The following is a 13,426-nucleotide window of genomic DNA, read 5'->3' as shown; positions in this document are numbered from 1 at the left end:
ACGACTTCGCGTCGTCGCGGCCGGGAGCCGGTTTCATGCCGTACCGTCCGAGCTTGCAGAATGCTGCTCACGACTCCTGGGGGAACCGCACGCGTCCGCCGGGCGTCGGATGCGCACGAACACCCCGCGCCCGGAAGGCATGACCGATGACCTACCCGCCTCAGCCGGGCCAGCCCGGCCAGCCCGACCCGTACGGCCAGCAGCCGCAGTCCGGCGGTTTCCCGCAGCAGCCGTATCCCCAGCAGGGCGGGTGGGACCCCAACCAGCAGCAACAGCCGTACCCGACGCAGCAGTACCCGCAGGGCTGGGACCCGAACCAGCAGGGCTACCAGCAGCCGGGCACCGCCGGTTACCCGCAGCAGGGCTGGGGCGACCCGAGCCAGCAGCAGCAGGGCTGGGCCGATCCGAACGCCCAGCAGCAGCAGGCGTGGGCGGACCCGAACGCCCAGCAGTACGGCCAGCAGGCGTGGGACCCGAACGCCGGCGGCCAGATGTCGGGCTGGGACCAGCAGGGCGGCTACGGGCAGGGCTTCGGCGGGCCGCCGGCGCCGCCGAAGCAGAGCAAGACCGGGATGTGGATCGCCGTCGGCGCCGTCGTGGTGCTGGTGCTGGCGGGCCTGGGCATCACCGGGTTCGTGGCGCCCGGGTTCTTCCTCTCGAAGGACGACAACACCGTGGCGTCCCCGGGCACGAGCACCTCGGCCAAGCCGTCGACGCCGAAGAGCACCCCGAAGAAGTCGACGACGCCGAGCACCAAGACGTCGACGCCGGGCGGTGGCTCGGGCTCGGCGCAGGGCAAGGTCGTGCTGCAGGGCTTCATCGACAAGCTGAACGCCGGCGACAACAACGCCGCGATCGCGATGGGCTGCTCGGACTCGAAGGACCTGCTCGACTCGTGGCTCAAGACGTTCCTCAAGTCGCCGCTGCAGCTGGAGCTCGGCGACGTGCCGGACGACGAGTACCTCGTCGAGGGCCAGGTCACCGGGACGTCCGCGGGCAAGTCGGTCAAGGGCACGCTGAGCGCGACGAACTTCGACGACAAGGGCTTCTGCGTCAGCACCATGCTGGTGTCCTGAGCGGGTGAAGCTGTGGCGATCACCGCTGGCGTGGACGTTCGCCGCGTCGCTGGTGCTGCTGCTCGGGGTCGGCGGCTGGTTGCTGACCGACCCCGCCACCAGCCGCAGTGACGCGCTCAAGACCGGCGGCCTGGCCGGCGGCGCGATCGTGGCGCTGTACGCGCTCTGGCTGAACGACCGGCGCCGCCGCGTCGAGGAACGCCGCCAGGACATCGAGCGGCAGCGGCACGAGCTGGAGTCGCAACGCGCGGAGCAGGACCGCGAGCGGGTGGCGGACGAGCGGTTCGCGAAGGCGGTCGAGCTGCTCGGCCACGCGGCCGACCAGGTGCGGGTGGGCGCGCTGCACGCACTGGCGGGCCTGGCGCGGAGCCGCCCGGCGTACACGCAGACGGTGCTGGACGTCCTGTGCTCGTACCTGCGGCGGCCGTTCGAGCACGTGCGGTACCAGGCTGACGTCGACCGCCGCGACCCCGACGCCAGGCGGGACACGCCCGCGCAGGAACAGGAACTCCAGGTCCGGTTGACCGCGCAGCGGCTGATCCGGGAGCTGCTGCCGGCGGCCGACCAGGCGGACGCGCCGGACTACGACCTCGACCTGACCGGCGCGGTCGTCGAATACCTCGATCTCTCGGGGTGCCGGATCGGCGGGATGGTGCTGCGGTACGCGGCGCTGCACAGCAGCACCAACCTGAGTGGCTGCCGCTTCACCGGGCGGGTGTACTTCACCGCGGCGGGCACCGACAAGGGCCGGCTCATCGGCAACTTCCGTTGCCGTGGCGCGGTTTTCGAAAGCCACGCCTGGTTCAGCGGTACCCGGTTCGCCGAGCTGGCGGACTTCACCGCGACGACCTTCGCGGGCAAGACCACCTTCAAGGACGCGACGTTCGTCAAGGACGCGGTCTTCCACGACGTGCGCGCGACCGGCGAACTGGACTTGCGCCGGACCCGCTTCGAGGGCCAGACCGACCTGCGGTTCGCCGTGCTGCCCGAGTCGCTCTCGCTGTACAACACGCGCGTCCAGTCCGAAAAGGACGTTCAGCTGCCTGCCGGTTGGAGGCGCGAGGAACTGCGCGACGGCGACGAAGACCGGATCGTCGCCGAAGCCGGCTGAGCAGCCCCCGTTTCAACGCTAGCGGAGGGCACCGACAGAAATCGGTGCCCTCCGGTCAGCTGTCCACAGGTCTCAGTCGAACAGGGCCGGGAGGGTCTTCTCCCACGCCTCGCGCAGCTCGTCGAGCGTGAACTCCGTGATGTCCTGCAGTTCCAGCTTGCCCGACTCCGGGTCGACCACGCCGGTCTTGCGCCACGGGAGGCCGCGCGCGGTGCACATCTCCGTGAAGCGCAGCTCCTCCGTGCGCGGGACCGCCACCAGCACGCGGCCCGACGACTCGGAGAACAGCTGGACGAACGGGTCCTGGTCGGCGTCGAGGAAGAACCGGGCGCCGCACTGTCCGATGAGGACGGTCTCGACGAACGCCTGGATCAGGCCGCCGTCCGAAAGGTCGTGCGCGGCCGAGATCATGCCGTCACGGGAGCCCGCCACCAGGATGTCCGCGAGGAGCTTCTCGCGGGCGAGGTCCACGCGAGGCGGCACGCCGCCGAGGTGGCCGTGCAGCTCGCGGGCCCACGCCGAGCCGTCCAGCTCGTCGTGCGTCTCGCCCAGCAGCAGCAGGGTTTCGCCGGCCTCGGCGCCGATGCCGGTCGGGATGCGGCGGGTGACGTCGTCGATCACGCCGAGCACGCCGATCACCGGCGTCGGCAGGATCGCCGTCGAGCCGGTCTGGTTGAAGAAGCTCACGTTGCCGCCGGTGACCGGGATGCCCAGCTCGACGCAGCCGTCCGCGATGCCGTGCACGGCCTGCTCGAACTGCCACATCACGCCCGGGTCGGTCGGCGCGCCGAAGTTCAGGCAGTCCGACACCGCGACCGGGGTCGCGCCGCCCGTCGCCACGTTGCGGTACGCCTCCGCCAGCGCCAGCTGCGCGCCGCGGTACGGGTCGAGGTAGACGAACTTGCTGTTGCAGTCGGTCGCCACCGAGACACCGCGGCCGCTCGACTCGTCGATCCGGATCATGCCCGAGTCGGACGGCTGCGAGAGCACGGAGTTGCCGCGCACGTACCGGTCGTACTGCGACGTCACCCATTCCTTCGACGCCTGGTTCGGCGACGAGATCAGCTTGAGCACGTCCGCCCGCAATTCGTCCGGAGTGGCCGGACGCGGCAGGTTCGCCGAGGTGTCGGCGATCAAAGCGTCCTGAAAGGACGGTCGTTCGATCGGCCGGTCGTACACCGGGCCCTGGTGCGCCACGGTGTGCGCCGGGACGTCGACGACGACCTCGTCGTGCCAGGTGATCACCAGGTGCTCGCCGTCGGTGACCTCGCCGATGTCGGTGGCGATGACGTCCCACTTGCGGCAGACGGCCATGAACGCCTCGACGTTCTCCGGCGAGACGACCGCGCACATGCGCTCCTGCGACTCGCTGGAGAGCACCTCCGCCGGCGTCATCCCGGTGGCGCGCAACGGAACCCGGTCGAGGTAGACGTGCATGCCGCCGTCACCGGCCGCGGCCAGCTCCGACGTCGCGCAGGACAGCCCGGCACCGCCGAGGTCCTGGATGCCGACGACGAGGTCGGCCGCGAACAGCTCGAGGCAGCACTCGATGAGCACCTTCTCTGTGAACGGGTCGCCGACCTGGACGCTCGGCAGCTTCTTGCGGCCACCCGACGACTCGTCACCCGAAAAGGTGTCACTCGCCAGGACGGACACGCCGCCGATGCCGTCGAGGCCGGTGCGGGCGCCGAACAGGATGATCTTGTTGCCGGTGCCGGACGCGAAGGCCAGGTGCAGGTCCTCGACGCGCATCGCGCCGACGCACAGCGCGTTGACCAGCGGGTTGCCGCTGTAGGACGGGTCGAAGACCAGCTCGCCGCCGATGTTCGGCAGGCCGAGGCAGTTGCCGTAACCGCCGACGCCGGCGACCACACCGGGCAGCACGCGCTTGGTGTCGGGGGCGTCGGCCGGGCCGAAGCGCAGCGCGTCCGCCACCGCGAGCGGCCGCGCGCCCATCGCCATGATGTCGCGCACGATGCCGCCGACGCCGGTCGCGGCGCCCTGGTAGGGCTCCACATAGGACGGGTGGTTGTGGCTCTCCACCTTGAAGGTGACCGCCCAGCCCTCGCCGATGTCGACGACGCCGGCGTTCTCACCGATGCCGGCCAGCATCTTGGCCTTCATCTCGTCGGTCGCGGTCTCGCCGAAGTAGCGAAGGTGCTTCTTGGAGGACTTGTAGGAGCAGTGCTCGCTCCACATCACCGAGTACATGGCCAGCTCGGCGTCGGTGGGCCGGCGGCCGAGGATTTCCCGGATGCGGGCGTACTCGTCGTCGGCGAGCCCGAGCTCGCGATAGGGCTGGGTGTGGTCCGGGGTCGCCCCGGCCCGCTCGGTGGTGTCAACGGTGCTGGTCACGGTGTCCGTGTCAGGGTTCGCCACGGCCGCCAGGATACGTGCCGGGCCCGGGTGCCCCGGACACTGGGCCGCCCCACCGGATCTCACCGTTCCGGGTGTGACGGAGCAGACAACCCGAGTGGGCGAAGATCCTCCGGGAGCTGCGGCGGGAGGCCCGCGCGGAGTAGCACTTCCGGTCCCGGATCGGCTGATCCGGGACTCCGGCAGACGAGCGACCGGCCGGGTGCGCGGCCACCGAGCGGAGGCGCGGCCGCAGGCGGGCGCGCGAAAATCGGTCGCCAACCCCGGGTCGTCGGCTTAACGTCGGGAATCGTGCTTTCCGCCACATATCCCTTCCCGCCGCTGCGGCTCCCCGCACGGCCGACCGCGAGCCGGTTCCTGCTCGCCGTGTTCCGGGCTCGCCTCGGCACGGTGCTGGGCTCGGCGACGATCGGCGTCGTGTGGGCGCTGCCGGGCGCCCTGCTGCCCCTGGTGATCGGCCAGGGCATCGGCGCCATCACCGCGCACGACGGTGCGGGCGTGGGGCGCTGGGCGCTGGCCGCGGCCGTGCTCGGCGTCGTGCAGACCGTGTCCGGGACCTGGATGCACTTCATCAACTACGGCCTGTGGCTGCACGGCGCGGGCTCCACCCAGCGGCTCGTGTCGGCGCACACCACGCGCGTCGGCGCCGGCCTGCGCGAGCAGACGACCACCGGCAACCTGGTCGCGATCGCCACCACCGACATCAACCACATCGGCAACACCGTCGAGATGGCCGGCCGGGCGTTCGGCTCGCTGCTGGCGTTCGTCGTGGTCGCGATCTGGCTGGTCTCGACGTCGCCGCTGCTCGGCGTGGTCGCGCTGGTCGGCGTGCCGCTCGCGGTGCTGGGCATCGGGCCGCTGCTGGCCCCGCTGCAGAAGCGCAAGACGAGCCAGCGCGAGATGCGCGGCGAGGTCAACGCCCTCGGCGCGGACATCGTGTCCGGCCTGCGGATCCTGCGTGGCATCGGCGGTGAGCGGCGGTTCTCCGGCCGCTTCCGCGAGACCAGCCAGCGCGTGCGCCGGGCCGGCGTCGAGGTCGGCAAGGCCGAGTCGTGGCTGGCCGCGGCCGAAGTCGCGATGCCGGGCCTGGTCACCGTGGTGATCACGTGGCTGGGCGCGCGGCTGGCCGTGGGCGGCACCATCGACCTCGGGCAGCTGGTGGCGTTCTACGGCGTTTCGATGTTCCTCATCTGGCCGGTCTCCGCCGCCACGGAAGCCGTCGGGTCGTTGACGTCCGGCCTGGTGGCGTCGCGGAAGGTGGTGGCGCTGCTGGCGCTGCACCCGGCGCTGGCGGACCCCGAAACGCCGGTGCGGCTGCCCGACGGGCCGCTGGACCTGGCGGACACGGAGTCCGGGGTGCGGGTCGTGGCCGGGCAGCTGACAGTGGTCGACTTCGGCGCCGGCGGCGAGGCGGTGGCCGACCGGCTGGCCCGGTTCGCCGACCCGGCCGCGGGCGAGGAAGTGCTGGTCGGCGGGGTCCGGGCGGACCAGGTCGCGCTCGTGGAGCTGCGGCGGCGGGTGGTGTACGCGCACAACCAGGACATCTGGTTCTCCGGCGTGCTGCGCGAGCAGCTGACGCCGGCGCGGCCGAGCGGCGTGGACATCACCGACGCGCTGTACGCGGCCGACGCCGACGACATCGTCGAGGCGCTGCCCGACGGCGTCGACGAGGTGATCGGCGAGCGCGGCCGCGAGGTGTCCGGCGGCCAGCGGCAACGGCTGAACCTGGCCCGCGCGCTGGCCGTGGACGCGGACGTCCTGGTGCTGGACGAGCCGACGTCGGCGGTCGACGCGCACACGGAGGCACGCATCACCGAGCGCGTCGCGGCCCTGCGCCGCGGCAAGACGACGGTGGTGTTCAGCCAGAGTCCATTGTGGACACATGTGGCCGACGAGGTATTCACGACGAAGGTGGTGACGGTGTGAAGCGGCTCCCCACGGCGTCCCGGCGGGACGTCCGCCGCTGGGCGTTGCGGACGGCGGCGGCCCACAAGCGCGAGGTCGCGCTGCTGCTCGGCGCGCTCGCCGTGTCCACGCTGATCGGGCTGGCCGGCCCGCAGCTGCTCGGTTCGCTGGTCGACGCCGTCGCGGCCGGGACCACGACCACGCACGTCGACGTGCTGGCGGGCGTGTTCGTCGTGATCCTGCTGCTGCAGGCGCTGTCGCGGAAGGTCGCGCGGATGCGCGGCGCGGTGTTCGCCGAGCTGGTGCTGGCCGAGACCCGCGAGGAGTTCGTCGGCACGGCGCTGCAGCTGCCGCTCGGCACCGTCGAGGCGGCCGGCACCGGCGACCTGCTCAGCCGGGCCACCACCGACCTCGGCCGGATCGACCACGCGGCGCGGTTCGCGGCGCCGGAGATCCTGGTCGCGGCGGTGACCGTGGTGTTCACGGTGGCGGCGATGGTGCTGACGTCACCGCTGCTGGCGCTCGGCCTGCTGGTCGCGGCACCGCTGCTGATCAGCGTCAACGTCTGGTACCAACGGCGGATCCCGGCGCTGATGCAGGCGATGCTGGACCGCTGGGCGGACCTGACGACCAGCGTCCACGAGACGGCCGAGGGCGCGCGGACGGTCGAGGCGCTCGGGCTGACCGAACGCCGGGTCACCGGCGCCCACGACGACCTGGACCGGAGCATCCTCGGCGAACGCCGGATGCGGGCGCTGCAGCTGCGCTGGCTGCCGTCGCTGGAGATCAGCTACGTGCTGCCGCTGGCCGTCATGCTGCTGCTCGGGCTGCTCGCGTACACGCGCGGCTGGGCCGGGCTCGGCGAGATCACCACGATGCTGCTGTACATGCAGGCGATGGCGAACCCGCTCAACTCCGCGCTGTTCTGGCTGGAGGACCTGCAGGTCGCGGCGGCCGCGGCCCGCCGGATCCTCGGCATCCGCGAGGTCGCGGTCGAGGAGACCCCGAAGGTGACGCAGGTGCCGCGCGGGCGCGACATCGACGTGCACGACGTCCGGTTCGCCTACACCGCCGACCGCGAAGTGCTGCACGGCATCGACCTGCGCGTCCCGCGCGGCGAGCGGCTGGCGATCGTCGGCCCGTCGGGCGCGGGCAAGTCGACGCTCGGGCGGCTGCTGGCCGGCATCGCGGTGCCGTCCGCGGGCTCGGTGCGCATCGGCGGCCAGGACGTCTCGGCACTGGCCGACGACGTGCTGCGCGGCGAGGTCCTGCTGCTGACCCAGGAGCACCACGTCTTCTCGGGGACGCTCCGGCAGAACCTGGCCCTGCCGGCCCGCCGCGCGGGCGGCGACTGGCCGGACGCCGAGCTGACGGCGGCCCTGGAGTCGGCGGGCGCGTCCGGCTGGGTCGCGGGCCTGCCGGACGGCCTCGACACGAAGATCGGCTCGGGCGCGTACCCGGTGCCGGCGGCGGTCGCGCAGCAGCTGGCGCTGGCCCGGGTCGTGCTCGCGGACCCGCACACGCTGGTGCTCGACGAGGCGACGTCCCTGCTGGACACGGGCTCGGCGCGCGACCTGGAGCGTTCGCTGAACAGCGTGCTGGCCGGCCGCACGGTGATCGCGATCGCCCACCGCCTGCACACCGCGGCGGCAGCCGACCGCGTCGCGGTGGTCGAGGGCGGCCGCATCACGGAGCTGGGCCCGCACGCGTCACTGCTGGCGGCGGGCGGTTCGTACGCCCGCCTGGTGGCGGCGGCGAGCTGAGTCCGGAATGTCCGGACTCGCCAACGTGTTGCTTCCCGGTAGATGACCGCTACCTGGGGAGTGACATGTCGTCCTTCGTCATGACGGCTGCGGAGCGCGAGGCGTTCCTGAGCGGGGTGCATGTCGGGGTGCTGGCGGTGGAGCGCGCCGGACGCGCACCGCTGGCGGTCCCGGTCTGGTACGACTACGCGCCGGGCGGCGAGCTGCTGATCTGGATGGAACGCGACACGGTCAAGGACCGCGCGATCCGCGCGGCGGGCCGGCTGAGCCTGGCCGCCCAGGACGAGACACCGCCGTACAGGTATGTGACGGTCGAGGGCCCGGTGATCGCGAACGACGAGCCCCCGACGCGCGAACAGGCGTTGCGGATCGCAGGCCGGTACTGGCCGGCGGAGCAGGCGAGGGAGTACGTCGACTCGGCGCTGGGCCCGCAGTCGGTGCTCGTGCGGGTGCGGCCGGAGAAGTGGCTCTCGAACGACCAGAGCAAGACCTGACCGGTCCGGGTTGTGGACAACTCGCGGGTTGTGGATGGGGAAGCTGATCCCCTGTGCGCGGCCCCGGAACTGTCGGTGGACGCCCGTAAACTGGATACCGGGGGCCGCGGGCCGCACTTTCGCGCGGTGAGCACAGCGATCGGCTCGCGAGTTCCGGCCGGAGGCCGTGCGCGAAACGCCGACACACGTGATCGAAGGGTCGACTCGCGTGATTGAGCAGTCGACACGCGTGATCACCGGGACGACACGCGTACCTGGATGGACGGCTCACGTGCCCAGGGAGTCGAGTCGCGCACCTGGGAAGTCAGGTCGCGTGCCGAGAGAGTCGACTCGCGGACCTGGGGAGTCGGGGCGCGTGTCGGGAGGGTCGGCGCGGTGGCCGGGGAGGCGACACCCTCCCCGGCCGGTGCGTCAAGCCTTGATCAGCGCGTCCACCGCGCTGTAGAACATGCCGAGACCGTCGTCGGACGGGCCGGTGAGCGCGTCGATCGCGTGCTCCGGGTGCGGCATGAGCCCGACCACGCGGCCGTTCTCGCTGCGAATGCCCGCGATGTCGTTGCGGGAGCCGTTCGGGTTGCCGCCGACGTAGCGGAAGACGACCCGGTCCTCGGCCTCCAGCGCGTCCAAAGTGGACTGCTCGGCCACGTAGCAGCCGTCGATGTTCTTCATCGGGATGAGGATCTCGGCGCCCTGCTCGTAGCGCGAGGTCCACGCCGTCGACGTGTTCTCGACGCGCAGCCACTGGTCGCGGCAGATGAAGTGCAGGCCCTGGTTGCGGATCATCGCGCCCGGCAGCAGGCCGGCCTCGCAGAGGATCTGGAACCCGTTGCAGATGCCGAGCACCGGCATCCCGGCCCGCGCGGCCTCGATCACCGACGTCATCACCGGCGCGAACCGGGCGATGACGCCCGCGCGCAGGTAGTCGCCGTACGAGAAGCCACCCGGGACGACCACGGCGTCGACGCCGCGCAGGTCCTCGTCGGCGTGCCACAGGGGCACGGCCTCCGCGTCGGCGTAGCGGACCGCGCGGGCCGCGTCGCCGTCGTCGAGGGTGCCCGGGAAGGTGATGACGCCGATGCGGGCGCTCACGCGCCGACCCGCGTGATGGTCCACTGCTCGATCACCGGGTTCGCGAGGAAACCTTCGGCGATCTTCTCGAGCGTCGCGTCGTCGACGGAGTCGTCGACCTCGATCTCGAAGTGCTTGCCCTGGCGGATCTCCTTGATCCCGGTGAAGCCGAGACGGCCGGCGGCGCCGAGCGCGGCCTGTCCCTGCGGGTCGAGGATTTCGGGCTTGGGCATGACGTCGACGACAACTCGGGCCACGGCAGGCTGCTCCTTATTCACGCAGGTCGTGGGTACCCGGCGAGCATAGTTCACCCGGTTCACCGGACCCGCGCCCAGGTGGCGAGGGCCACCGGAAAACCTAGACTGGCCCACGGCGCGGCCCTGCGCCATGATGAGTCGTTGACATCGCGCCAACAGCGAGTGGAGGCACCGTGGCCGTCCAGGACTCCTTTGACTACGTGATCGTCGGTGCGGGCAGCGCCGGGTGCGTGCTGGCGAACCGCCTCACCGAGGATCCGTCGGCGCAGGTCCTGCTGCTGGAGGCGGGCGGCGAGGACACCGCCGACGAAGTCCGCATTCCGGCCGCGTTCGCGTCGCTGTTCAAGACCCGGTGGGACTGGAACTACGAGACCGTCGAGCAGAAGCACACCGGCAAGTCCGCGTACTGGCCGCGCGGGAAGATGCTCGGCGGCTGCTCGTCGATCAACGCCATGATCTATATCCGCGGCAACCGCGCCGACTACGACGGCTGGCGCGATTCCCACGGCGCCGAAGGCTGGGGCTGGGACGACGTCCTCCCCTACTTCAAGCGCGCCGAGGGCAACCAGCGCTTCGGCGGGCCGCTGCACGGCACCGACGGCCCGCTGAACGTCGAGGACCGCCGGTTCACCCACGAGCTGTCGAGCGCGTGGGTCGACTCCGCCGTCGCGTGGGGCCTCAAGCGCACCGACGACTTCAACGGCGAGAGCCAGGAAGGCGCCGGCAACTACCAGGTGACCTGCAAGAAGGGCCGTCGCTGGTCCACTGCGGACGCCTACCTGCGCCCGGCGCTCGACCGGCCGAACCTCACCGTGAAGACCGGCGCGCAGGCCACCCGGATCGTGTTCGAGGGCACGCGCGCGATCGGCGTGTCCTATGTGGACAACGGCGTCGAGCGCACCGCGCGCGCGTCGGCCGAAGTGCTGCTCAGCGGCGGCGCGGTCAACTCGCCGCAGCTGCTGATGGTCTCCGGCGTCGGCCCGGCCGAGCACCTGCGCGAGCACGGCATCGACGTCGTCACCGCGCTGCCGGGCGTCGGCGAGAACCTGCACGACCACCCCGCGTGCGGGATCATCTGGTCCACCCGCGGCACCACCGACCTGGTGAACGCCGCCACGCCGGCCGGACTCGTGCGCTACCAGCTGACCAAGCGCGGGCCGCTGGCGTCGAACATCGGCGAGGCGGGCGCGTTCTTCCCGACCGGCGACGGCCTGCCCGCGCCGGACATGCAGATCCACGTGGCGCCGACGTTGTTCTACGACAACGGGATGCGCGAACCGACCGTCCCCGGCTTCACGTCGGCGGCGACGCTGGTGGACGTCGCCAGCCGCGGCCGGCTGCGGCTGAAGTCGGCGAATCCGTTGTGGAAGCCGGAAATCGACCCGGCCTACTACGCGGAATCGAAGGACATGGACGCGATGATCGCCGGGCTGAAGGCGCTCGTCGAGATCGGGAAGTCGGGGCCGCTCAAGCGATTCCTCGACAAGCCGTTCCTGCCCACGCGGCACGACCTGACCGACGCCGAGTTCGTGGAGCATATCCGCGAGAACACGCAGACGCTGTACCACCCGGTCGGGACGTGCGCGATGGGCACGGGCGAGCAGGCCGTGGTCGACCCGCAGCTGCGGGTGCGCGGGATCGAGGGGCTGCGGGTGGTGGACGCGTCGGTGATGCCGGTGGTGCCGCGCGGGAACACGAACGCGCCGACGATCATGGTGGCGGAGAAGGCGGCGGACCTCATCCGGGGGCGCTGAGGGTGGGCCGCGGCCCCCGGTATCCAGTTTACCGGGGGCTACCGACAGTTCCGGGGCTGCGGACGGGAGTTGTCCACAACCCCGGAGCGGGTCAGCGCTTGCCGTGGAGGATGGTCACCAGCTTGGCGACCATGGCGTCCGTCGAAGGCTTGCGGGTGAACGACGTCAGCGTCAACGGCGCCGTGAAGCGCTGGCGGGCGATGGCCTTGGTGCGGGCGAACTCGCGCAGGCCTTCCGGGCCGTGGATGCGGCCGAAACCCGAGTCGCCCACGCCGCCGAACGGCAGGGATGCGATGCCGGCGAACGAAAGCGGGGCATTGATCGACGTCATGCCCGTGCGCAGCTTTTCCGCCAGCTCGACGCCGCGGGACTTCGAAAACACCGTCGAACCCAGGCCGTACTTCGTGTTGTTCGCCTTCTCGATCGCTTCGTCCATGTTGCGGACCTTCGCGATGGTCACCGTCGGGCCGAACGTCTCCTCCGTGACGGCTTCAGAGTCCTCGGGGACGTCGATCAGGACCGTCGGCTGCGCGTACCGGTCGCCGACCGAGTCCTCGCCGCCCAGCACCGCCTTGCCGCCGCGGGCCACGGCGTCCTGGATGTGGCGCCTGATCACGCCGAGCTGCGACGGCATCGTCACCGGGCCGTACTGGGCGGCCTCGTCCGAGCCCGCGCGGACGTCCTTCGACTTCTCGACGACCTTCGCGACGAACTCGTCGTGCACCTTCTCGTGGACGTACACCCGCTCGACGCCGATGCAGGTCTGGCCGGAGTTGGAGAACGCGCCCCAAACCGTCGCGTCGGCCGCGGCGTCGAGGTCGGCGTCCGCGTCGACCAGCACCGGGTCCTTGCCGCCCGCCTCGATGACGACCGGGGTGAGCGTCTCGGCGGCCGCGGCCATGATCCGCTTGCCGGTGGCGGTCGAGCCGGTGAAGGCGATCTTGTCGACGCCCGCGCCGACCAGCGCCGCGCCCGTCTCGCCGAAGCCGGTGATCAGCTGCAGCACCGGCTGCTCCGGGACGATCTCGGCGAACGCGTCGACCAGCCACTTGCCGACGCCCGGGGTGTACTCGCTGGGCTTGAAGACGACGGCGTTGCCCGCCGCGAGCGCGTAGGCGATCGAGCCGAGCGGCGTGAACACCGGGTAGTTCCACGGGCCGATCACGCCGACGACGCCGAGCGGCTGGTACTCGACGGTGGCCGCCTGGTTCGACATCAGCAGCCCGGCCGAGCGCTTCTGCTTGCCGAGGATCTTCTTCGCGTGCTTGCCGGCCCACGCGATGTGCTCGATGGCCAGAACGCTCTCAAGCTGCGCGTCGGCGATCGGCTTGCCGGTCTCGTCGCGCACCACCTGGCACAGCTGCGGCAGCCGTCGCGTCAGCACGCCCTTCCAGCCGCGAAGCCGCTCCGCGCGGCCGGCGAAGCCGAGGTCAGCCCACCACTTCGCCGCGACGCGCGCCCGCACGACGGCGGCCTGCACGTCCTCGGCGCTGTGCACCGGGTAGGTCCCGACGACCTCGTCGGTCGCCGGGCTCAGCGAGTCGAAGGTCTCGCCGAGGGACGTCGGCTTAGGCTGGACGGCAGTCATCGGCGTCTCCCGCAAGGTCGAGGTTCAGCCCAGG

Annotated in this window: 10 protein-coding genes; 6 read left to right on the top strand and 4 right to left on the bottom strand. The window is 71.5% G+C overall.

Going from position 1 to position 13,426, the window contains the following annotated elements; genetic code table 11:
- Positions 1–146 precede the first annotated feature (146 nt).
- Together OG570_RS12925 and OG570_RS12920 are read left to right on the top strand one after the other, a co-directional pair.
- Positions 147–1,076: a hypothetical protein gene (locus OG570_RS12925; protein WP_326956641.1), complete on the top strand. Its 930-nt coding sequence runs from the start codon at positions 147–149 to the stop codon at positions 1,074–1,076.
- A 4-nt stretch (positions 1,077–1,080) separates the two neighbouring features.
- The gene (locus tag OG570_RS12920) at positions 1,081–2,187 is read left to right on the top strand and encodes a pentapeptide repeat-containing protein (protein WP_326956640.1); all 1,107 of its coding nucleotides are present in this window, start codon (positions 1,081–1,083) and stop codon (positions 2,185–2,187) included.
- 72 nt (positions 2,188–2,259) lie between these two features.
- On the opposite strand, the gene purL is transcribed toward OG570_RS12920, so the two are convergent.
- Positions 2,260–4,566 carry a phosphoribosylformylglycinamidine synthase subunit PurL gene (gene purL / locus OG570_RS12915; protein WP_371827600.1) on the bottom strand — a complete coding sequence of 769 codons (2,307 nt, stop codon included), beginning with the start codon at positions 4,564–4,566 and terminating at the stop codon, positions 2,260–2,262.
- A 288-nt stretch (positions 4,567–4,854) separates the two neighbouring features.
- On the opposite strand from purL, the gene OG570_RS12910 reads away from it, so the two are divergent.
- From OG570_RS12910 to OG570_RS12900, 3 genes are all read left to right on the top strand, one after another.
- Positions 4,855–6,489, top strand: a complete 1,635-nt coding sequence (locus tag OG570_RS12910) for an ABC transporter ATP-binding protein (protein WP_326956639.1) — start codon at positions 4,855–4,857, stop codon at positions 6,487–6,489.
- Positions 6,486–8,231, top strand: coding sequence for an ABC transporter ATP-binding protein (locus OG570_RS12905; protein WP_326956638.1), 1,746 nt, complete (start codon positions 6,486–6,488; stop codon positions 8,229–8,231). Before OG570_RS12910 ends, OG570_RS12905 begins: the two co-directional genes overlap by 4 nt.
- Positions 8,232–8,296: 65 nt before the next feature.
- Positions 8,297–8,725: a pyridoxamine 5'-phosphate oxidase family protein gene (locus OG570_RS12900; RefSeq protein ID WP_326956637.1), complete on the top strand. Its 429-nt coding sequence runs from the start codon at positions 8,297–8,299 to the stop codon at positions 8,723–8,725.
- 411 nt (positions 8,726–9,136) lie between these two features.
- Here the strand turns inward: OG570_RS12900 and purQ are convergent, their stop codons facing one another.
- Both purQ and purS read right to left on the bottom strand, forming a co-directional pair.
- Positions 9,137–9,814, bottom strand: a complete 678-nt coding sequence (gene purQ, locus OG570_RS12895) for a phosphoribosylformylglycinamidine synthase subunit PurQ (RefSeq protein WP_326945162.1) — start codon at positions 9,812–9,814, stop codon at positions 9,137–9,139.
- Positions 9,811–10,050, bottom strand: a complete 240-nt coding sequence (gene purS / locus OG570_RS12890) for a phosphoribosylformylglycinamidine synthase subunit PurS (protein ID WP_247059198.1) — start codon at positions 10,048–10,050, stop codon at positions 9,811–9,813. Before purS ends, purQ begins: the two co-directional genes overlap by 4 nt.
- Before the next feature lie 173 nt (positions 10,051–10,223).
- On the opposite strand from purS, the gene OG570_RS12885 reads away from it, so the two are divergent.
- Complete coding sequence (locus OG570_RS12885; protein ID WP_326956636.1) at positions 10,224–11,804, top strand: GMC family oxidoreductase; 1,581 nt, start codon at positions 10,224–10,226, stop codon at positions 11,802–11,804.
- Between the two features lie 91 nt (positions 11,805–11,895).
- On the opposite strand, the gene OG570_RS12880 is transcribed toward OG570_RS12885, so the two are convergent.
- On the bottom strand, positions 11,896–13,392 hold the full coding sequence (locus OG570_RS12880; protein ID WP_247059203.1) for an aldehyde dehydrogenase family protein: 1,497 nt from the start codon (positions 13,390–13,392) through the stop codon (positions 11,896–11,898).
- Positions 13,393–13,426: the final 34 nt, after the last annotated feature.

The sequence above is a fragment of the Amycolatopsis sp. NBC_01286 genome (assembly GCF_035982555.1).
Classification (GTDB): Bacteria; Actinomycetota; Actinomycetes; order Mycobacteriales; family Pseudonocardiaceae; genus Amycolatopsis.
Note: the sequence above shows the minus strand (reverse complement) of the source record. Positions and strands in the feature narration are given on the sequence as shown.